Origin of the sequence: Pelagibacterium sp. H642, from assembly GCF_031202855.1 — a bacterium.
In the GTDB taxonomy this organism is placed as follows: domain Bacteria; phylum Pseudomonadota; class Alphaproteobacteria; order Rhizobiales; family Devosiaceae; genus Pelagibacterium.
In genome coordinates this window covers 2,645,590-2,665,200 of the sequence record NZ_CP101829.1, presented here as the reverse complement: position 1 = coordinate 2,665,200, position 19,611 = coordinate 2,645,590, and the positions used below count along the sequence as shown (strand labels likewise).

Below are 19,611 nucleotides of genomic sequence, written 5' to 3'. Positions count from 1 at the left end.
GCAAGCGGCAGCAATGCCGCCGGCGTTGTGCGCAATGTTTGGCGACAGGCGCACACGCCGGTTTGGGGGCACTATAGAGCTATAATTGGAGCGGCCTGCGAAAATCCGCTCGAATGAGGGATGTGCCATGTCTTACAAGCTGACGACGCAGAAGTTTGTCTCCATGACCGTTGCCGCCGCCACCGGCGCCGTCCTGTGCGGGCTTTTCACCATGGTCCTGTTCGTCACCGGCGCCTTGGCCGCTTGACGAAAAAAGGGGCCGTACGGCCCCTCTATCCGGTCACTGCGCATTGTCGGCGGCCGCCGCCAACCGGGCGACATAATCCTCGATGCCCCAACGCAGCGAGAGCGCCGAGGGCGGGGACACCGCCGCCACCTCTTCTATCCCCACGATCGACGCATAGGCTCCGGCCTGGGTCTGGGGCAGGCGCGCTATATAGGGCGCCGAAAAGAAGGCATCGGAATCGGCCTCGTTCTCATAGTAGGAGACCAGGATGTCCGAGACCAGCGCGTCGGCATTCTCATAGCTCACCGAAAAATAGAAGCTCCCGTCGTCCGGCTCCAGCGCCTCAAGGCTGGGCGCATAGACCAGCCCGAGATCGGTGAGAAATTTCACTCGTGAATCCAGTTCCGCATAGATCGCCAGCGAACCATCGAAATCGTTGAGGGCGATGAAGGTGGTGCCCGCCAGCCCCGGCTGGGCCGCCACCGCATCGGCCACGAACTGCTCGGTTTCGGCAATCAGCGCTTCGGCTTCCTCGGCCAGCCCGAGCGCCGCCCCGGTCATCTGTGTCACCTCCTGCCAGGGCGTGCTCCAGGCCACTTCGGGAAACGCGACGGTCGGCGCAATGGCGCTCAGCCGTTCATATTGCTCCTCGGTGATCCCTGAATGGGCCGCGATGATCACGTCCGGGCCAGCGGCCAGGATCTGTTCATAGGGCGGCTCGTCGTTTTCCGCCAGGATGGCGGGCAACTCCCCGCCCATCTCCTCGAGCACCTCTTCCGCCCAGGGATGGATGCCATTGTCCCCGCCCCCGTAAGAGATGAATGGCATCGCCACCGGCTTTACCCCCAGCGCCAGCACCGCGTCGGTATTGCCCCAGGACCATGTCGCCACCCGCTCGGGTTTCTCGGTGATGGTCGTCTCCCCATAGGCATGCGCGATGGTAACGGGAAAATCCTGCGCCAGCACCGGTCCGGCTGCGGTCACCGCCATCGCCAGGACCAGCATGGCATGGGCACGGATAGACATTGCCAAAACTCCTCTTGCCGGCAACACAAACATGAATGCCAAAGTCATAATTTATTCGACGCTCGGCGCGCAAGAGGCCAAAGAAAAGGCCCGCGCTCTCGCACGGGCCTTCCGACAATCCGCTGATCCCCGATTAGAACTCGGACCAGTCGTCCTTGAGCGCCGCATTGCCCTGCGAGAGATAGGTCCGCGCCGTCCGTTGCGGCTTGGCAGGCTCGGCCATGGCTGTCGTCTCTCCACCGATGGTGAAGATCTCGACGATCCCGTCGAGTTCCCCCGCCTGCGCTTCGGTCTGCTCGATCGCCGCGTTGGTTTCCTCCACCAGCGCTGCATTGTGCTGGGTCATTTCATCCATCTGCTGGATGGCGGTCCGCACTTCCCCGATCGCCGTGGTCTGCTCGCGATTGGCTTCGGAAATCCCCTGCATCAAGACGCTGTTTTCCCTGACGGCCGCAAGGATGTTCCCCAGCTTTGCCGCGGCTTCCGCCACCAGTTTCGAGCCGCCACCCACCTCGGTCGTGCTCTGTTCGATCAGGACCTTGACCTCCGATGAAGCCTGCGCCGCGCTTTGGGCCAGCCGTCGCACTTCGATGGCCACCACGGCAAAGCCCTTGCCCGCCTCCCCGGCCCGCGCCGCTTCGACCGAAGCGTTGAGGGCCAGGAGGTTGGTCTGGAACGCGATGTCGTCGATCATCCCGATGATGTTGGAGATCTTGGCCGAAGAGGTGGTGATGCGCTCCATGGCGCTCGTCGCCTTTTCCATCACCACGCCGCCTTCATTGGCCAGATTGGCCGCCGACTGGCTCTTGTCAAAGGCGATCTCGGCCTTCTGCGCATTACCGCTCACCGTCGAGGTCAATTGCTCGATCGCCGCCGAGGTCTCCTCGATCGCCGCCGCCTGCCGCGTCGTGCGTTCGGACAGATCGTTGGCGCCCGCCAGGATCTCGCCCGTCGCCGTCTTGAGCGCGCGCGAGGTGGTCCTGAGCTTGCCCACGATCTCGGAGAGCTTTTCGGCCACCGCATTGGTATCGTCGCGCAGCGCCGCGAAGGCGCCGCGATATTGCCCTTGCATGCGCTGGGTCAGATCGGTGCGCGCCAGCGCCGAAAGCACCTGCCCCGCTTCCCCGAGCCCGGCATTGACCGTATCGAGCATCGCATTGAAATTGGCCGCGACCCGGTCGATATCCTCGTCCCCGAAGGTCTCGGTGATGCGCTTGGTGAAATCCCCGGCCACGCACGCCGCGATCACTTCGTCGAACGCGGCCTGGAAGCGCTCCATCATCGCCGCCCGCGCCGCCGCCGTCCGCGCATTGATGGCCCGCTCGGCCTCCGCCGCTTCCATCGCCTGTCCATTGGCCCGGAACACCTGCAGCGCCTTGGCCATCTGCCCCAGCTCGTGCTCGCGATCCGCCCCCGAAATATCGAGGCTGAAATCGCCCTCGGCCAACCGCCGCATGAGCGCGGTCATCCCCGCGATCGCCCCGGACAGCCACCGGCCCATCAGGAACGCCACCGCCGCACCGGCCAGCACCGCCAGCCCGCTCAAAGCCCCGATCACCATCATGCTGGTGGCCGCATCCTGGGTCGCTTTCGGCCCAAGTGTGTTCTGGCGCTCCGCGGCCCGCTCCGCCAGCGTATCGAAAATCGTCGCCATCTCCGGCGCCAGCGCATCCAGTTGCTGCGCCGCCGCGATCTGCCCCGCGAAATTGCTGCTCTGCTGCGCTGCGATCAGCGCCTCGGCCGCCGCCTTGAACTCGACCGCCAGCGCTTCGACAGCACCGATCCCCTCCAGCGCCGCCTCGTCCCCGGCAAACAGCGCCAATCCCTCGGCATCATTGGTGGCGACGTCGTCGATCGTCGCCAGAAGCTCCTGTGCCGCCCCTTCGCTGGGATTGAGCCGGTAGGCCAGGCTCAACCGCTGCGCCTCGGCCAGATCGCGCGTATATTGACTGATCTCGAGCGTCTGCCGGGCGGCAAGCCTGTAGGATTCGAAAAGCCCCGAGACGTGGTTCACGCCATAGATCGCCGCCAGCCCGGAAAGGGCAAGAAGAACGAGCAACGCCCCGAAGGCGCCATAGACCCTGAAGGCAACGCTTAGTTTTTCAAACATTCTGTTCAAGCCTTTTCGTTGTTGCAGGCGCCGGACGGCGTTCTGCCGTCCCGATGACTTCCTGTTTGGCTTTCGAACTTCGGGGAAGGGACGCTGATCTGTCCTCCGAAAAATCTCCGCCAGCCCGCGCGCCGCCATCCCTTCGGCGCCAGGCAAGGCCGGACTGTAGGTGAGCAATGATTAAAATAATTTCACTGCCGCTTCTGGCTGAACCGCCCATTCAGGCCCCGTTCAGCGGCACAATTGTTTTCTTGCCTCACACGAATACGTCATCGGCTGAAACCATTTCCGGTCTGCGGCCGTTACCAACAGCAAGGACGCTCCAATTTGAGGGCGTCAAAAAACAAAGACTTCGAGCCAAGCGCTCGAATACAGGCGACAAGCACTGGAGACTGAAATGGTCCGCACACTTATTCAGATGAGCATCGGCACCGCCGCGGGCGCCGTCATGGTCACCATGATGGTGACGGTCATGGCCTTCACCGGCGCATTTGCCTGATCGGCAAGACATTTCCAAAGCCGACAAAGCCCCGCCGACCCTCCCCGGCGGGGCTTTCCTTTGCCTTGCCCCTCCACGCCCTCTCCCATAAAAGCCATCATGGAAAAGGGGGACGGCCTGTCATGAACACCACGATCGAAGCGACATTGGTCACCGCCGGCGCGGGCGCCTATCAACGCCGCCTGCTCGGCATCTTCGGCTTCGTGTGGGCGGCCGACGCCATGCAGGTGCTGGCGGTAGGTTTCACGGTGGCATCCATTGCGCAGACCTTCGGCCTGTCGGTCCCCGAGGCCCTGCAAACCGGCACCGTGTTCTTTCTCGGCATGCTGATCGGCGCCACCGTGTTCGGCCGACTTGCCGACCGTTTCGGCCGGCGCCGCGTGCTACTCGTCACCGTCGCCTGCGATGCGGTTTTCGGCCTGCTCTCGGCCTTCTCCCCGTCCTTCGGCGTCCTTCTGGTCCTGCGCTTTCTCACCGGGGCCGCCGTCGGCGGAACGCTGCCGGTCGATTACGCTATGATGGCCGAATTCCTCCCCGCCAAAAACCGCGGCCGCTGGCTGGTGATCCTTGAAGGCTTCTGGGCCGTCGGCACCGTCGCCATCGCGCTTGCGGCGTGGGTCATCAGCCTCAATGGCGCCGCCGACGCCTGGCGCTGGCTTTTCGCCTTTACCGCGCTTCCGGCGCTGATCGGCATTTTCCTGCGTTGGTGGGTGCCCGAATCCCCAATGTTTCTCATAAGGACCGGCCGTGCCGATCAGGCGAAATCAGTCCTGAACAAGGTTCTGCGCACCAACGGCAGGCCCGAGCTTCCGCCGCAAGCCACTCTGCGCCTTCCCGCGACGCCCAGGGCCGGCAGCATCTTTGCCCCTGCCCTGCGCCGGCGCACTGTCGCGGTGCTGCTGGTCTGGTTCTTCGTTTCGATTTCCTATTACGGCGTCTTCACCTGGATGCCCGCCCGGCTGGCTGGTGAAGGCTTCGGTTTCGTGCGCGGCTATGGCTTTCTCGTCATCGTCGCCCTCGCCCAGCTTCCCGGCTATGCGCTCGCCGCCTATGGCGTCGAAGCCTGGGGCCGCAAGCCGACCCTCATCGCCTTTCTTCTGCTCAGCGCCCTTGGCTGCTCGTTGTTCGTGATCGCCGCCGAGGCCTGGCTGATCGGGACCTCCATCCTTTTGATGAGTTTCGCCCTTCTGGGAACCTGGGGCGCGCTCTATGCCTTCACCCCCGAGCTCTATCCCACCGAACGCCGCGCCACCGGCATGGGCGCCGCCAGCGCCATGGCCCGCCTCGGCGGTCTCCTGGCCCCGTCGCTGATGGCCCTGGTTGTCACCCAGAGCTTTTCGGCCGCCATCGCCCTGTTCGCCCTTTTCCTGATCCTGGGCGCCGCAACCGCATGGTTCATCGACACCGAAACGCGCCAGGCCGTGCTGAGCTGACCATCCTCCTGACTCCCCCTGTCAGCAGCCCCCGTTCCCATTGTGTTCCCGAGATGCTATTGAACTTGACCGACTCCGGAACGATATGGCTTTCCCATGACCTCCGAAAAGAAGACCCCCGCCGGCCGGCCCGGAAAAGCTGACTTTTCCATCGACGATTTCATCAAGGAAATCGAAAAGGCCGAGGACGCCGCCGCCTCGAAGCCCCTCTATGCCGAGCGCATGCGCAACAAGCGCCGTCTCGACCGCGAGGACGCTGCCGCCGCCGAGAAGAAAGCCGCCAAAGGCCAGCCCGTCCGGCGCGAGGACAAAAAAGGTCGCTCCGAAGCCACCGGCATGAGCCTCAAGGCCCCCAAATCCAAGGCCAATTCCGTCGAGCGCCCGACCAATCTCGATGGCTTCGCCGAAGCGCCCCAGGCCGGCTTCCACTCCCCCGCCACGGTGCAATCCACCGCTTCGGGTGTCTCGGCCACCGTCGCCGCGCTGGAAAAGATCATCGCCGAGGGCCGCAAGGAGGTCGAAGGCACCAACGCCTGGAAGCCCCACCGCCCCGCGCGTCCCCTGAAGGACAAGGGCGGCATCCCCTTCCGCCTCGCGACCGACTACACCCCCGCCGGCGATCAGCCCACCGCCATCGCCGAGCTTGTCGAGGGCATCACCAATGGCGAGACCGACCAGGTCCTGCTCGGCGTCACCGGCTCGGGCAAGACCTTCACCGCCGCCCAGGTGATCGCCCGCACCGGCCGCCCCGCGCTGATCCTGGCCCCCAACAAGACACTGGCCGCCCAGCTCTATGGCGAGTTCAAGAACTTCTTCCCCGACAACGCGGTCGAATACTTCGTCTCCTACTACGACTACTACCAGCCCGAGGCCTACGTCCCGCGCACCGACACCTATATCGAAAAGGAATCCACCATCAACGAGCAGATCGACCGGATGCGCCACTCGGCCACCCGCGCGATCCTCGAGCGCGACGACGTGATCATCGTCGCCTCGGTGTCCTGCATCTACGGCATCGGCTCGGTGGAAGACTACACCACCATGACCATCTGGCTCGAAAAGGGCCAGCGCATCAATCAGCGCGAGCTGCTGAACGAGCTCGTCGCCCTGCAATACAAGCGCGGCGACATGGGCTTCGTGCGCGGCACGTTCCGCGTGCGCGGCGACACCATCGAGGTATTCCCCGCCCACTATGACGACACCGCCTGGCGCATCACCATGTTCGGCGACGAGATCGAGCACATCGTCGAGTTCGACCCCCTGACCGGCAAGAAATCGGTCGAGCTCAACGCCGTCCGCGTCTTCGCCAATTCCCACCACGTCACCACCCGCACCACGATGAACGCGGCCATCAAGGAGATCAAGCGCGAGCTCCAGGCCCGCCTGCAGGAACTCAACGGCATGGGCCGCTTCCTCGAGGCCCAGCGCCTCGAACAGCGCACCCTGTTCGATCTCGAGATGATGGAAGCCACAGGCTCGTGCGCCGGCATCGAGAACTATTCGCGCTACTTCTCGGGCCGCAAGCCCGGCGAGCCGCCCCCGACGCTCTTCGAATACCTCCCCGACAACGCCCTGGTGTTCGTCGATGAATCCCACGTTACCATCGGCCAGCTCGGCGCCATGTATCGCGGCGACCTGCGCCGCAAGGCGACGCTGGCCGAATACGGCTTCCGCCTGCCCTCCTGCATGGACAACCGCCCCCTGCGCTTCGAGGAATGGAACGCCATGCGCCCGCAGACGGTCTACGTCTCGGCCACCCCCGGCGCCTGGGAAATGGACCAGACCGGCGGCGTCTTCGCCGAACAGGTCATCCGCCCCACCGGCCTCATCGATCCCGAGGTCGAAGTGCGCCCCGCCACCAACCAGGTGGACGACGTTGTCGACGAAATTCGCCAGACCACCGCCAGGGGCTACCGCACCCTGGTCACCGTCCTCACCAAGAAGATGGCCGAGGACTTGACCGAATATCTGCACGAACAGGGCATCCGCGTGCGCTACATGCATTCGGACATCGACACCATCGAGCGCATCGAGATCATCCGCGACCTGCGCCTGGGCAATTTCGACGTCCTGGTCGGCATCAACCTGTTGCGCGAGGGCCTGGACATCCCCGAATGCGGCCTCGTCGCCATCCTCGATGCCGACAAGGAAGGTTTCCTGCGCTCGGAAACCTCACTGATCCAGACCATCGGCCGCGCCGCCCGCAACGTCGACGGCAAGGTGATCCTCTACGCCGACACCATCACCGGTTCGATGGAACGCGCCCTCGCCGAAACCAACCGCCGCCGCGAAAAGCAACTCGCCTACAACGAGGCCAACGGCATCACCCCGCAATCGGTCAAGGCCCGCATCAACGACATCGTGGATTCCGTCTACGAACGCGACCACGTGTCAGTAAAGATCCGCCCGGGCAAGGACGGCAAGGATACGGTGCCGGTAGGCGCCAACCTCGCGGCGGTGATCAAGGACCTCGAACAGCAAATGCGCGAGGCCGCGACGAATTTGGAATTCGAACAGGCGGCGCGTTTAAGGGACGAGATCAAGAAGCTGCGGGATATGGAGATGGACGCGCTGGAGGGGCCGGGGGGGTAGACCACACTCGTCGAAGAGACTATCTGGCATTCTCGCCCTCTCGATTATTAGGCGTAACCATCCAACGCTTAAGCTCTTTCAATTCCTTAAGTAGCGGAAGAACCAGACGGTCGATTGAACGCCTTGAGAAATGATACATGATGGCTCCCCATCCGAAGCACACTGCTAAACTCATCAAGATGAAGAATAAGCCCACGTCATAACTACCCACCGCACCGTAGAACATGCAGATCACGGGAATGCCTACCCCGAGCCAGCTCGCTACACGTAGCCCATCTAAATGACTTAGCAGTTTTGGTAATTCCCGGTCGTAGTCCATCTCCAGGTCGGGCAAGATCGAGTCTATATAGTCACTCTCCACCTGTGACAAGTTCAGCGCAAACCGCAATTGTCTACAGCTTTCAAACTCCCGGTCGAGAGCTGTCAGGCGTGTTCGCGACAGCTCCTGAATGGCACCGGATACGAGTATGACGCTAATGCTAGCTCCATAAAGACTTGAAAAATCGCCTATATTCATGCAGTCTGCTCTAAGGGGGGACAATGAATCCAATTAGTCAGCATCTTGCGAGTCGGGGTCTAAGCCCGTCTGACTTCCTTGTCATAACGAAACTACCCGTAGATGTACTCAACGACGACTTCGATGTTGAGAGACTTTCGGCTAGCCAGCTGAAAGTGGCCGCACAGGTTCTTGGCATCCCTGAGTATCTGCTATTCTCCACGCGATCCAGTAAACTGAAACGGCTACCCCTAGATTTTCGCTCTACGGGAAACGCCAAAGTTGTGCACACCAAGTACAGCCTCTCCGCCGTTTATCAGTCATATAGCAATTCTGAGTTCATATCCTTAATAGAGCGTCACGTAAATATCAAAGGACGATTTCCTGATCTGCGTGAGGATCAGACTCCAATAGAGCGCATGAGGGTTCTATTTAACTGCGATAGCGCTTCCGACCTATTTTATCTAGATCCAATTTCTCTTTTTAAAAAGCTTAGAACTAACGCTGAAGATTCCGGTCTTTTTGTGTTTGTTGATGACGTTGTCGATACTTCGTTCCGAGGCTTCTGCTTCAAGGATGATCATAGAAACTTTGTTTTTATTAATCGCCGACACTTCAATGTACGATCTCGAATCTTTACACTAGCACACGAAGTCGCCCATTTATTGCAGGGGCACCCGGGAATCATAGACCCAGTGGGACATCGCAGTTCAGTTGAACGCCAGACGAATCGGTTGGCGGCCGAGTTTTTGATCAGTCTGTCGACACTTACCGAATATCTCCCTGCGAACGCCGAAAAGCAGGAAATTCCAGAACTGCTTAGTTATCTCCATTCTCGACTGCCGTTTAGCAAGTTTTTCTTGGCGATGCGATTGCAAGAGTTAGGCGGATCTTTTAGCGGAATCGTAAACAAGTGGCTAAAGCTAGTAAATGTAAAAGATTTACCTAATAGTTACGGAACTCAAGAACTAGCCCAATATGAACATGAGATTGACCAACTAGAGAGCCAGAGTGATGACGATCTCGATGTTGAAGCGATTAGGAGGCAAGGTTCCGGGGGAAGACAGGTATCGCGCTTAGGATCCAGAACACTCGAAACTATTGAAATTGCGCGGCAGCAAAACATTGTGTCCGTCTTTGATGTTCAGAGTTCTTTGGGTTTACCTGCTAAATATTATGAAAAGACGATAGCTTCGCTTAGACGTCAACTCGCCGAGGTCCAACGGTATGGACCTAGCTGATTTTGCCGAAAGCTGCTTCGTCCTAGATTTAGAGACGTTTGTTAGCGCTCTTATCACAAATCGAACAAACGCCAGTGTTGCCAAGGTCCAAGCGATCATTGCACGCGGCTGCAAAACTATCACTCGTGTACGCAAGGAGATGAACGATTTCCAAGAAGGATCTTGGAGCAGCAACGATCTTGATGGAATTTCGACTCATTCCATCGATAAAAAATTGCAACTCGTAGCGGCGGAGATGATCGAGGTTTGCATAGACAATGGCCTCGATGTGTCGGCCTCCTCCATAAGGAACAAGATCTTACTAATTGCTGTTTCGAAAATTGAAAAGGCTGCGATTATAACCGTAGATATTCGACCTACGGAAATTTCAATGTCTTCTCTGTGCAGAATTTTCGGCGTTACTTGTGTCGATTTCGCACAAATAACCGGGTACTAGACTGCTGTTTCTCGCTCGTTCTCGAATGGTCCGATCAGCGTCGCAGATTGACCAGCCAGCAGCGACTTGGCAGCGCTGACCGCTAAAAAGGGGCAGCGTGACGCAATGTCAAAAATTAGTGTTCCTTCGCAAGCTTCAATGGCGTGTGATTGACTTGCTCACTGCAAAAGGCTGAGGCACCAACTTATCCGCGCCTTCCCAAATGCAGGTATCTTCTGCTCCAGCCACGCCGTCGACCGCCGTTCATTCCTTGGACCGAGAGAGCAATAGCAGGAGAACTCCGTGCCATCCACCACCCACCGCACCGCCTTCCAAGCCCTCTACACCCGCGTGATCGCTCTCCACGACGACATCGCCATCCAATCCCGCGCCGCCAAGGCCGCTCCGCCGCCGCCCGCCACCTTCAAACTCGTGCGCGAAATCCGCGCTGAGGCGGCGCGCTTTCTCAAGGGGGGCAAGGCCGGGCCGCTGCCGAAACTGCCCGACCCCAAAGCCGCCACCCTGGCCGACCTGCTGACCACGCTCGGCCAGTTGCGCGCCATCCTGACCAGCTACGGCGCGGCCACCGGGCACGACAGGCAGCCCACGGAGGCCGAATTGAGTTTTGAGGACATGCGCAAGACCTTCCTGCGGGTCGCCGAAGTGGTGATGATCGGCGTCGAGCTGGGGGTGGATGCCCGCATGGAGGCCATCCGGAAGGGCGAGGACCCCGAAGAGGCCTACAACATCACCCACACCTTCTTTTACCGGGCCGTGCTGGAGAAGGCGCGCCGGAACGGCGTCGAAATTCCCGAGGTCGCACCTCGCCTCGCCACGCACGGCCACCGCTATCCCCCCGATTTTGACGACTGAACTTATCCCCGCGCTCCAAACCTGGGTCATAGTCGCCGCTACGGTCATGCGCACGATGGGCGCGGATGCATACGAGCTTCGGGCATGACCGGTCCGGGTTCCTCGCAGGTCGCTGCGGGGAAGGCAGAAACGTTCCCAGCGCCAGCCCACGGTAAGGCCGAGGGTGTACTGGCGAAAGCCAGCGGGGATTGGCCCCAGCATGAGAGGACGACCAGGCCCAAAATCCCGGACGAGTGCGGCGAGACCTGTCTCGCACACTACCAAATACGGATGAGGCATGTCTCGCCGCACTCCGCCCATCTCCTCCACCCTCCGAGGCCCCCGGCCATCGGATGCTTCAGCGCGCCTTGTGTCTCCAGCCGCGCCGCACACTTAACCCTCGCCCCGCCGGGGAGAGGGTGGCCGGCAGGCGGGTGAGGGGCACGGCGCTGGAGGTGGTCCCACACGCAACCGCTCTGCCCTGCCAACCGTTTCCCTCCCGAACCCCAAACCCCGGAGACGACATATGACCACGGAACACGCCGACCGCCTCTCCCCCGCCGAGACCGAGGACAAGATCTGGAAGCTCGCCGGCGATATCCGCATCTGCATGTTCACCACCTGGTCGGGCTCCGAGCAGCATTCGCGCCCCCTCTCGGCCACCCTCGATCGTGACGCGCACGCCGTCTATTTCCTCGTCGATCAATCCGGCCACAAGAACGATGAAATCGCGCAGTTCCCCGAAGTCTCCTGCGCCTTCGTGGACAAGGGCGCCAACAATTACGTGGTGATCGCCGGCGAGGCCACCGTCACCAACGACCGCGCCAAGATCAAGGACATCTGGAACGATTTCGCCAAGGCCTGGTGGGAAGACGAGAACGATCCCTCCATCCGCCTTTTGACCGTAAAGCCCTCGCGCGGCGAACTCTGGGACGGCCCCAACGGCCCCGTCGCCATGGCCAAACTCGCCTTCGCCGCCGCCACAGGCAAGGGCCCCGACATGGGCGAATCCGGCAAGACGCGGATGTGAGGGGAATAATGCTGGCGATCGACCGTTATGGAAACGATCCGGCCTCGGGAAACTTAAACGTTACATTCAGTTAAGGTTCAGGTTGAATGCGCTTTTATAGGGGCCAAGGCAGGCGAAAACCTGCCAGCTAACTCGATGGGAGAAGTCGAAATGGCTCTTGGAAAAACTGCAATAAAAGGCGGCGTCGCCGCCTTGATGGTCGCGGCGATGTCTGCCGGCGCATTCGCCTGGGAAGCCGTCGCGACGACCTCCGTCAATGTCCGCTCCGGCCCCGGCACCAATTTCCGCGTGGTCGAAGTGCTCCAGCGCGGTGAAGTGGTCGATGTGGAATACTGCCGTTCCGGCTGGTGTTTCCTCGATCTGGGCTGGAACGGCAATGGCTGGACCTCTCAGCGCTATCTCGCCGAGGCTGGCGGCTGGCGTCCGAACCCGCCGCGCCCGCAGCCCCCGCATTGGGCGAACCCGCCCCGTCCGCCGCATTGGGGCAACTACCCGCGGCCTCCGCATTGGGGTCACCCGCGCCCGCCCCATTGGGACGACGATGATTGGCGTCCCCGTCCCCCGGGCAACAGCGAAGTGTGCTTCAACGGTCCCAACGGCTATTTCTGCATCGGCGACAGTTAAGCAAAAACCGGTACGGCCGGAGCGTTTTTTTCGCTCCGGCCGCATTGTCTTGCCACCACCTCGACACAATATGCTAGCCACTCAATCTTGTCCGAGGGCCTGCATATGAAATCCTACGTCAAGCTTTCTTCCGGTCTCATGCTCGCCGGCATCGGCTCGGTGGCCCTCGAACGCGCCATTGCTTCGGGCATGTCCTCTTCCGGCATGCACCTGCCCGCCGGGTCCGGCTGGATCCTCTCGATCCTCGCCCTCGCCCCTCTCGCCCTCATCTCTGCCGGCGTGCTCGTTTACCTGGGCGGTGCCGTCCTGGGCCTCAAATGAGCCTGCAACGCTGGGGCCTGGCCTTCCTCCAGCTCGGAGCCCTGCTCCTGGCGATCGGCCTGCTGCCTGCGGCATTCATGGCGATCTTCCTGCCATCGACGCCCGCGCTGATCCCCGCGCTGTTGAGTGTCTCGGTCGCCCCGCCCGGCGCCGTCTGCTTTACCGCCGGCCTTCTGATCTGGGGGATTGGCCTGGTGCGGCGGTAGCGCTCCCCCGCATCAGCGGGCGCTTGACCGCAAGCTGGCGCTCGCGCCACATCACCACCAGCCCCGCCGCCACGATCACCAGCGCCCCCGCCAGCGCAAACCCGTCGATCATCGTCCCGAACACCAAAAACCCCAGCGTGATTGCCCAAGGCAGCGAGAAATAGTTGAACGGCTGCAGCACGCTCGCCGGCGCATAGCGCAGCGACACCATCACCAGCCCGTGCCCCCCGCACATCGTCAGGCACAACACCGCCATCAGCCACCAATCCTCCACCGCCATCGGCCGCCAGAAAAACACCCCCACCGCACTCGTCAGCACCAGCCCCACCACCGCGACGTAGAACAGCGACGTCGTCGTCGTATCGAGCTGGCTCACCTTCCGCGTCAGAACCAGGTACAGCGCATAGAACGCCGAACTGAGCAGCGCATAGACCACCCCGATCTCGACGGTGATGAACCCCGGCCGGATGATCAGCATCGCGCCCATAAATCCCGCCACCACTGCACTCATCCGGAACACCCCCACCCGCTCCCCGAGCAGCGGAATGGCAAACACCGTCACCAGCAGCGGATAGACCATATTGATCGCCCCGATATCCCCCAGCGGCACCGTCTTCAGCGCTTCTGCGAAAAACCAGATATCGACGACCAGCAGCACCCCCCGGGCGATCTGCCAGCCCACCGCACGCGACACGAAGGCCCGCTTGAGATTCGAATTGCGCATCACCAGCCACACGGCCAGCGCAAAGAACGCCCAATAGCGGATCATCACCACCTGGAACGGCGAATACGTCGCCACCAGAATTTTGGACGCGACATCCTGCACGCCGAAGATCAGCGTGGCCGCCAGAAGGAAGGCTACGCCCTTGGCAACACTGGTCGTCGGCCCGGCTTGGCTCGAGGAGGGCTGGGACGACATGCGGCCTGCACCGAAGTAAAGCGAAAAACAAGTGGCCCAGACGCAACCGTCCGGGCCAGCACAAAAAGTTCGTTACGAACCTTAGCTTGCCGTGGCCTTTTTCACGGCTCCGGCGATGGCCGTCAGAATACCGCCACCGACGAGACCTGAAACGCCCTGACCTACCAACGCGCCGGCTTCAAGCCCGCCCGCACCGGAGAGCATTTCAGCCAGTCCCGGGATGAGCGTAGCCAACCAGGTTCCCGCCACACCGCCGATTGCACCCGCGATGGTGTTGCCCGTGGTGCCCAGGCTCATATTCTTGGCCGCTGCACCAATTCCGTTACCGCCGATGGCTCCTGCCACCAGTTGGATGATGATAGAGACGATTGCTTCCATGATATCCCCTCTCGCAATCAAGGTGCTAGATTGCACCTCCCCACACAGTGAGCCTACTCCAATCTTTGATTCGCTGTAAGCACACGGAATTTGGTCGATAGGCGGAGCCATTGCGTTGCCGGCCGGTTCTGCCTATCTCGGAGAATGATGAACACCGATGACCGTTATCGGAACGGAAACGACCACATGTCCGCCGCGCTGATTACCGGAGCCGCCGACCGGATCGGCGCCGCCATTGCCACGCGCCTGGCCGCGGAGGGCTATGCCGTCGTCATCCACTACCGTTCCTCCGGCGAAAAGGCCGAGCGCCTGGCAGATGCAATCGGTGCCGATGGCGGACGCGCAGCAATCGTCCGCGCCGATCTTGCCCGGCGCGAGGACCGCATGGGCCTGATCTCCGCCGCAGCCGAGTTTTTCGGCCCGCTCAGCCTGCTCGTCAACAACGCCTCGGTCTTCGAGCCCGACAGTGCCGATACGTTGCACGAAGACCTCTGGGACCTGCACATGGCGGTCCACGCCGAAGCCCCGGTTTTCCTCGCCCGCGATTTCGCCGCTCAGCTCGGAGAAGGCGTGCAGGGCAACATCGTCAACATCATCGACGAGCGCGTCCTTTCGCTTTCGCCCGATTACTTCTCCTATACGCTCTCGAAATCCCTGCTCTGGACGGCCACCCGTACTCTCGCCCAGTCCTTGGCGCCGCGCATCCGTGTGAACGCCCTCGGTCCCGGCCCCACCCTCGCCAATTCGCGCCAATCCGAGGCCGAGTTCAAAGCCTCGCGCCAGCGCTTGCCGCTGCAAACCGGCGCCGATCCCGACGAGATCGCCGAGGGCGTGATCGCTATTCTGAACCTCCCCTCGATGACCGGTCAGATGCTGGCGCTCGACGGCGGCGAACACCTCGAATGGAGCGACCACAACGCTCCCACCCCGCGACAGCAATGACCGACACCGACCTCACCGGCCCCGAAATCATCAAGCGCTTCGTCAAGACCCTGCCCACCGGCGCGGGCGTCTATCGCATGCTCGATGAAAAGGGCGACGTCATCTATGTGGGCAAGGCGCGCAACCTCAAGGCCCGGGTCACCAACTACACCCGCTACGAAGGCAACTCGGTCCGCATCAACAAGATGATCTCTTCGACGCGCTCGATGGAGTTCGTGCGTACCGAGACAGAAGCCGCTGCGCTTCTGCTCGAAGCCAACATGATCAAGCGCCTGCGCCCGCGCTTCAACGTGCTGCTGCGCGACGACAAGACGTTTCCCTACATCCTGATCACCACCGATCATGAGGCGCCCGAGCTCACCAAGCATCGCGGCACCCGCCGCCGCAAAGGTCATTATTTCGGCCCCTTCGCTTCCGCGGTCGCCGTCAGCCGCACCATCACCGCGCTGCAAAAAGCCTTCCTCCTGCGCAATTGCTCGGACAGCTTCTATGCCGGGCGCACCCGCCCGTGCCTGCAGCACCAGATCAAGCGCTGCGCTGCACCTTGCACCGGCGTCATCTCCATCCCCGACTACAATGCGCTGGTCGATGAAGCCCGCGATTTCCTCTCGGGCAAAACCAAGGCGGTTCAGGACCATCTGCAAGCCGAGATGAACCAGGCCGCCGAAGCGCTCGATTTCGAGCGCGCAGCCATGCTGCGCGATCGCCTCAGCGCCCTCGCCCTCGTCCAGGGTACCGGCGGCATGAACGCCCAGAGCGTCGCCGAGGCCGATGTCTTTGCCATCCACAACGAGGCGGGCAATTTCTGCGTGCAGGTGTTCTTCTATCGTGCGCACCAGAACTGGGGCAATTACGCCTTCTATCCGCGCGCCGACGAGGCGATCGGCAATGCCGAAGTGCTCGAAGCCTTCGTCGCTCAGTTTTACGAAAACCGAACCCCGCCCAGGCTCGTCCTCCTCTCCGAGGAGTTGGCGGAAGCCGACGTGCTGCGCGAGGCGCTCTCGACCCGTGCCGAGCGCGCCGTGAAGATCGAGGCGCCGCGCCGCGGCGAAAAGCGCGCGCTTGTCGAGCATGCACTGACGAATGCCCGCGAGGCTTTGGGCCGGCATCTCTCGGACTCCGCCAGCCAGCGCAAGCTGCTCGAAGCCATGGCCGATACCTTTGGCCTTGACGAGACGCCGCGCCGCATCGAGGTCTATGACAACTCCCATATCCAGGGCACTAACGCCGTGGGCGCCATGGTCGTGGCAGGGGTCGAAGGGCTGTCGAAAAAGCATTACCGCACGTTCAATATCAAAAATAGAGACCTCACCCCCGGCGACGATTTCGGCATGATGCGCGAGGTTCTGACCCGCCGCTTTACGCGCCTCGCCGCCGAAAGCGACCCCGAGGCCGAGGACGATACCACCGGCATGCCCGATTGGCCCGATGTGCTCCTGATCGATGGCGGCGCCGGCCAGACCAATGCCGTCAAGGCGGTGCTGGCCGAAATGAACCTGCCACGCGATGTCACCGTCATCGGCATCGCCAAGGGCGAGGAACGCAATGCCGGGCGCGAGACTTTCTTCATGGAAGGGCGTGAGCCTTTCATGCTGCCGGCGCGCGATCCGGTGCTCTACTATGTCCAGCGCTTGCGCGACGAAGCCCACCGCTTTGCCATCGGCACCCACCGCGCGCGGCGCAAGAAGGAGATGGTGAAGAATCCGCTCGACGAGATCGAAGGCATTGGCCCCACCCGCAAGCGCGCGCTGCTCAACCATTTCGGCTCCGCCAAGGCCGTCTCGCGTGCCTCGGTCGCCGACCTCGCCAATCTCCCCGGCATCTCGACCGCCATGGCGCAATTGATCTACGATCACTTCAACCAGAGATGAGTAGGAACCTTATACTTCAGCGTTTCCCCCTTCTCCCCTTGAGGGAGAAGGTGGCCCGGCGAAGCCGGGTCGGATGAGGGGTACCGTCGGCAACGCCGACGAGTGGGCTAGGCCCGCTTCAACAAGAACCGAAAGAGCCGCATGACCGAAACCCGCTTCGATATGGCCAAGCTGCCCAACTATCTCACCTATGCGCGCATCGCCGCCATTCCGGTGATCATGCTGTTTCTGCTGGCCGACAATGCGGTCCTGCGCTGGCTTGCCCTGCTGCTCTATATCGCCGCCGCCATCACCGATTATTACGATGGCGCGCTGGCCCGCAAATACGGCACGGTCTCCGCTATCGGACGCATGCTCGATCCCATCGCCGACAAGCTCCTAGTCGGCGCCTTGCTGCTCGTTTTCTGCTTCGATGGCAGCTTCGGCGCCTGGGACCTCGTCCCCGCCACGATAATCCTCTTGCGCGAAATCTTCGTCTCGGGCATGCGCGAATTCATGGGCACCGAAAAAATCGTCGTTCCGGTTTCCAAGCTCGCCAAATACAAGACGACGGTGCAACTGATCGCTCTCGCCGTGGTCATTGCCGAACCGCTGATCCCCGGCATGCGAGAGTTGAGCGACATTCTCCTCTGGCTCGCCGCCATCCTCACGGCCATCACTGGCTGGCAATATTGGCAGGGCGTCTCCACGCATTTCCGCGCCAATGAGGACGACTTGCCATGAGGGTGATGTATTTCGCATGGCTGCGCGAACGCCTCGGGCGCGACGATGACGATGTGACCCCGCCTTCCAATGTCGCGACCATTGCCGACCTCATCGATTGGCTCGCCGAACGAGACGAAGGCTTTGCCTTGGCCACGGCCAACCGCAAGCTCATCCGCGCCGCCATCGACGACGAACTTGTCGATCACGACACCCCGCTCGCCGGCGCGCGCACCATCGCCCTCTTCCCCCCGATGACCGGAGGCTGAAATGGCGGTCACCCTCCAGTCCGAACCATTCGATCCCGGCGCCCTCACCAACGCCTTCCTCAAGACCGCCGATGGTGTCGGCGCCGCAGTCACCTTCACCGGCCTCGTGCGCTCCACTCCTGACGATCCCATCGTCTCGATGACCCTCGAACACTACCCCGCCCTCGCCCAGCGCCAGCTCGAAACCCTGCGCGACCGAGCCATCACCCGGTTCGATCTTCTAGCCGCCGACATCACCCACCGCTTTGGCACGCTCTACCCTGGCGAGCCGATCGTCCAGGTCATGACCCTCGCCCCCCACCGCCAGGCGGCGTTCGACGGCGCAAACTTCATCATGGATACATTGAAGACCAACGCTCCGTTCTGGAAAAAAGAAGAAAGCACAACAGGCGTCCGCTGGGTCGACGCCAAGGAAAGCGACGACACGGCGGCCGCGCGTTGGGAGTGAGTGGACGCAGCCTCGGCACCGCATTGCCATCGACCACGACAAAAAAGGCCGGGGACTTATCCCCGGCCTTCCAAACTCGCCCATAATGCGGCTTTTTATTCCGCCGCAGCCTTCTTGGGCTGAACTTCGCTCATATAGGCCTCGACCAGCGTGCGGCAGGCCTCTGCCGGCGTGAACTTATATTCGCCCACCTCGGCCACCGGCGTCACTTCCGCAGCCGTGCCGGTGAGGAAGCACTCGTCGAACTGGCTCAGCTCTTCGGGCTTGATGTGCCGCTCGGTGACCGTATAGCCGTTGGCCTTGGCCAACGCGATCACCGTGCGGCGCGTGATGCCGTCGAGGAAGCAATCAGGCGTGGGCGTGGTGATTTCCTTGCCCTTGACGAAGAACACGTTGGCGCCCGTCGCCTCGGCCACGTAGCCGCGATAGTCGAGCATCAGCGCGTCCGCATAGCCGGCATCCATCGCCGCGTGCTTGGAGAGCGTGCAGATCATGTAAAGACCCGCCGCCTTGGCCTTGCACGGAATGGTTTCGGGCGAAGGACGCTTCCAGGGCGCCCAGTTCAGGCGAATGCCCTTGAGCCGTTCTTCGGTCGAGAAATAGCTCGGCCACACCCAGGCCGCGATCGCCACATGCACCTTGTTGTCGCGCGCCGGAACGGAAATGGTTTCCGATCCGCGCCAGGCGACAGGGCGCATATAGGCATCGACGAGATTGTTCTTTTCGAGAACCTGCCGGCAAGCCTCGTCCAGTTCGTCGGCGGAATAGGGAATGGTGAAATCGAGCGTCTTGGCCGAAAAGATCAGCCGCTCGGTGTGCTCGCGCAGCTTGAACACCTCTCCGCCATAGGCGCGCTGCCCCTCGAATACGCTGCTGGCATAGTGCAGCCCGTGGGTGAGGACGTGGAGCTTGGCATCCTTCCAGGGGACCATCTCCCCATTGTACCAGATCCATCCCTCTCGCTGATCCATTGGCACGGTGGCCATTTTAATCTCCCGATTATTCGCTTCG

The 19,611-nt window shown here is 61.7% G+C and carries 20 protein-coding genes; 14 read left to right on the top strand and 6 right to left on the bottom strand.

Annotation, left to right across the window (positions count from 1 at the left end; genetic code table 11):
- Positions 1–280 precede the first annotated feature (280 nt).
- The gene (locus NO934_RS13100) at positions 281–1,252 is read right to left on the bottom strand and encodes an ABC transporter substrate-binding protein (RefSeq protein WP_309160411.1); all 972 of its coding nucleotides are present in this window, start codon (positions 1,250–1,252) and stop codon (positions 281–283) included.
- A 133-nt stretch (positions 1,253–1,385) separates the two neighbouring features.
- Positions 1,386–3,362, bottom strand: coding sequence for a methyl-accepting chemotaxis protein (locus NO934_RS13095; protein ID WP_309160410.1), 1,977 nt, complete (start codon positions 3,360–3,362; stop codon positions 1,386–1,388).
- A 621-nt stretch (positions 3,363–3,983) separates the two neighbouring features.
- On the opposite strand from NO934_RS13095, the gene NO934_RS13090 reads away from it, so the two are divergent.
- Entirely contained in the window at positions 3,984–5,294 is a 1,311-nt protein-coding gene (locus NO934_RS13090) for an MFS transporter (RefSeq protein ID WP_309160409.1), read from the top strand.
- 96 nt (positions 5,295–5,390) lie between these two features.
- Entirely contained in the window at positions 5,391–7,886 is a 2,496-nt protein-coding gene (uvrB, locus tag NO934_RS13085; protein WP_309160408.1) for an excinuclease ABC subunit UvrB, read from the top strand.
- Between the two features lie 19 nt (positions 7,887–7,905).
- Here the strand turns inward: uvrB and NO934_RS13080 are convergent, their stop codons facing one another.
- Positions 7,906–8,403, bottom strand: coding sequence for a hypothetical protein (locus tag NO934_RS13080; RefSeq protein WP_309160407.1), 498 nt, complete (start codon positions 8,401–8,403; stop codon positions 7,906–7,908).
- Positions 8,404–8,426: 23 nt separating this feature from the next.
- On the opposite strand from NO934_RS13080, the gene NO934_RS13075 reads away from it, so the two are divergent.
- The 7 genes from NO934_RS13075 to NO934_RS13045 all read left to right on the top strand — a co-directional run bounded on the left by NO934_RS13075 (position 8,427) and on the right by NO934_RS13045 (position 13,071).
- Positions 8,427–9,623 carry an ImmA/IrrE family metallo-endopeptidase gene (locus NO934_RS13075; RefSeq protein WP_309160406.1) on the top strand — a complete coding sequence of 399 codons (1,197 nt, stop codon included), beginning with the start codon at positions 8,427–8,429 and terminating at the stop codon, positions 9,621–9,623.
- Entirely contained in the window at positions 9,610–10,059 is a 450-nt protein-coding gene (locus NO934_RS13070) for a hypothetical protein (protein WP_309160405.1), read from the top strand. The genes NO934_RS13075 and NO934_RS13070 overlap by 14 nt, the downstream gene beginning before the upstream one ends.
- Positions 10,060–10,341: 282 nt before the next feature.
- Positions 10,342–10,911, top strand: a complete 570-nt coding sequence (locus tag NO934_RS13065) for a hypothetical protein (protein WP_309160404.1) — start codon at positions 10,342–10,344, stop codon at positions 10,909–10,911.
- Positions 10,912–11,416: 505 nt separating this feature from the next.
- Entirely contained in the window at positions 11,417–11,920 is a 504-nt protein-coding gene (locus NO934_RS13060; RefSeq protein WP_309160403.1) for a pyridoxamine 5'-phosphate oxidase family protein, read from the top strand.
- 150 nt (positions 11,921–12,070) lie between these two features.
- Positions 12,071–12,544 (top strand): SH3 domain-containing protein, encoded by a 474-nt coding sequence (locus tag NO934_RS13055; protein WP_309160402.1) that lies wholly within the window; start codon positions 12,071–12,073, stop codon positions 12,542–12,544.
- A gap of 105 nt (positions 12,545–12,649) precedes the next feature.
- Positions 12,650–12,865 carry a hypothetical protein gene (locus NO934_RS13050; protein WP_309160401.1) on the top strand — a complete coding sequence of 72 codons (216 nt, stop codon included), beginning with the start codon at positions 12,650–12,652 and terminating at the stop codon, positions 12,863–12,865.
- Positions 12,862–13,071: a hypothetical protein gene (locus tag NO934_RS13045; protein ID WP_309160400.1), complete on the top strand. Its 210-nt coding sequence runs from the start codon at positions 12,862–12,864 to the stop codon at positions 13,069–13,071. Before NO934_RS13050 ends, NO934_RS13045 begins: the two co-directional genes overlap by 4 nt.
- On the opposite strand, the gene NO934_RS13040 is transcribed toward NO934_RS13045, so the two are convergent.
- Together NO934_RS13040 and NO934_RS13035 are read right to left on the bottom strand one after the other, a co-directional pair.
- Positions 13,025–13,990, bottom strand: a complete 966-nt coding sequence (locus NO934_RS13040; RefSeq protein ID WP_309160399.1) for a DMT family transporter — start codon at positions 13,988–13,990, stop codon at positions 13,025–13,027. The two genes, NO934_RS13045 and NO934_RS13040, sit on opposite strands and share 47 nt — an antisense overlap.
- A gap of 81 nt (positions 13,991–14,071) precedes the next feature.
- A complete protein-coding gene (locus NO934_RS13035; RefSeq protein WP_309160398.1) occupies positions 14,072–14,368 on the bottom strand; it encodes a hypothetical protein in 297 nt (98 codons plus the stop codon).
- A gap of 147 nt (positions 14,369–14,515) precedes the next feature.
- Here NO934_RS13035 and NO934_RS13030 point away from each other — a divergent pair, with 147 nt between their 5' ends.
- The 5 genes from NO934_RS13030 to NO934_RS13010 all read left to right on the top strand — a co-directional run bounded on the left by NO934_RS13030 (position 14,516) and on the right by NO934_RS13010 (position 18,600).
- A complete protein-coding gene (locus NO934_RS13030; protein WP_309160397.1) occupies positions 14,516–15,310 on the top strand; it encodes an SDR family oxidoreductase in 795 nt (264 codons plus the stop codon).
- Positions 15,271–17,181 (top strand): excinuclease ABC subunit UvrC, encoded by a 1,911-nt coding sequence (uvrC, locus tag NO934_RS13025; protein WP_309160396.1) that lies wholly within the window; start codon positions 15,271–15,273, stop codon positions 17,179–17,181. Before NO934_RS13030 ends, uvrC begins: the two co-directional genes overlap by 40 nt.
- Before the next feature lie 141 nt (positions 17,182–17,322).
- On the top strand, positions 17,323–17,904 hold the full coding sequence (gene pgsA, locus NO934_RS13020) for a CDP-diacylglycerol--glycerol-3-phosphate 3-phosphatidyltransferase (RefSeq protein ID WP_309160395.1): 582 nt from the start codon (positions 17,323–17,325) through the stop codon (positions 17,902–17,904).
- A complete protein-coding gene (gene moaD / locus NO934_RS13015; protein ID WP_309160394.1) occupies positions 17,901–18,152 on the top strand; it encodes a molybdopterin converting factor subunit 1 in 252 nt (83 codons plus the stop codon). Before pgsA ends, moaD begins: the two co-directional genes overlap by 4 nt.
- 1 nt (position 18,153) lies before the next feature.
- Entirely contained in the window at positions 18,154–18,600 is a 447-nt protein-coding gene (locus tag NO934_RS13010; protein ID WP_309160393.1) for a molybdenum cofactor biosynthesis protein MoaE, read from the top strand.
- 95 nt (positions 18,601–18,695) lie between these two features.
- Here the strand turns inward: NO934_RS13010 and NO934_RS13005 are convergent, their stop codons facing one another.
- On the bottom strand, positions 18,696–19,586 hold the full coding sequence (locus NO934_RS13005; RefSeq protein WP_309160392.1) for a branched-chain amino acid aminotransferase: 891 nt from the start codon (positions 19,584–19,586) through the stop codon (positions 18,696–18,698).
- Positions 19,587–19,611: the final 25 nt, after the last annotated feature.

Excerpts from the sequence above, each read along its gene's own strand:
- NO934_RS13070 (WP_309160405.1), top strand. The coding sequence starts at position 9,610 with ATGGACCTAGCTGATTTTGCCGAAAGCTGCTTCGTCCTAGATTTAGAG.
- moaD (WP_309160394.1), top strand. The coding sequence starts at position 17,901 with ATGAGGGTGATGTATTTCGCATGGCTGCGCGAACGCCTCGGGCGCGAC.
- NO934_RS13005 (WP_309160392.1), bottom strand. The coding sequence starts at position 19,586 with ATGGCCACCGTGCCAATGGATCAGCGAGAGGGATGGATCTGGTACAAT.
- NO934_RS13045 (WP_309160400.1), top strand. The coding sequence starts at position 12,862 with ATGAGCCTGCAACGCTGGGGCCTGGCCTTCCTCCAGCTCGGAGCCCTG.
- NO934_RS13080 (WP_309160407.1), bottom strand. The coding sequence starts at position 8,403 with ATGAATATAGGCGATTTTTCAAGTCTTTATGGAGCTAGCATTAGCGTC.
- NO934_RS13030 (WP_309160397.1), top strand. The coding sequence starts at position 14,516 with ATGAACACCGATGACCGTTATCGGAACGGAAACGACCACATGTCCGCC.
- NO934_RS13090 (WP_309160409.1), top strand. The coding sequence starts at position 3,984 with ATGAACACCACGATCGAAGCGACATTGGTCACCGCCGGCGCGGGCGCC.
- NO934_RS13055 (WP_309160402.1), top strand. The coding sequence starts at position 12,071 with ATGGCTCTTGGAAAAACTGCAATAAAAGGCGGCGTCGCCGCCTTGATG.
- NO934_RS13060 (WP_309160403.1), top strand. The coding sequence starts at position 11,417 with ATGACCACGGAACACGCCGACCGCCTCTCCCCCGCCGAGACCGAGGAC.
- NO934_RS13010 (WP_309160393.1), top strand. The coding sequence starts at position 18,154 with ATGGCGGTCACCCTCCAGTCCGAACCATTCGATCCCGGCGCCCTCACC.
- pgsA (WP_309160395.1), top strand. The coding sequence starts at position 17,323 with ATGACCGAAACCCGCTTCGATATGGCCAAGCTGCCCAACTATCTCACC.
- uvrC (WP_309160396.1), top strand. The coding sequence starts at position 15,271 with ATGGAGCGACCACAACGCTCCCACCCCGCGACAGCAATGACCGACACC.
- NO934_RS13050 (WP_309160401.1), top strand. The coding sequence starts at position 12,650 with ATGAAATCCTACGTCAAGCTTTCTTCCGGTCTCATGCTCGCCGGCATC.
- NO934_RS13100 (WP_309160411.1), bottom strand. The coding sequence starts at position 1,252 with ATGTCTATCCGTGCCCATGCCATGCTGGTCCTGGCGATGGCGGTGACC.
- NO934_RS13040 (WP_309160399.1), bottom strand. The coding sequence starts at position 13,990 with ATGTCGTCCCAGCCCTCCTCGAGCCAAGCCGGGCCGACGACCAGTGTT.
- uvrB (WP_309160408.1), top strand. The coding sequence starts at position 5,391 with ATGACCTCCGAAAAGAAGACCCCCGCCGGCCGGCCCGGAAAAGCTGAC.
- NO934_RS13095 (WP_309160410.1), bottom strand. The coding sequence starts at position 3,362 with ATGTTTGAAAAACTAAGCGTTGCCTTCAGGGTCTATGGCGCCTTCGGG.
- NO934_RS13075 (WP_309160406.1), top strand. The coding sequence starts at position 8,427 with ATGAATCCAATTAGTCAGCATCTTGCGAGTCGGGGTCTAAGCCCGTCT.
- NO934_RS13035 (WP_309160398.1), bottom strand. The coding sequence starts at position 14,368 with ATGGAAGCAATCGTCTCTATCATCATCCAACTGGTGGCAGGAGCCATC.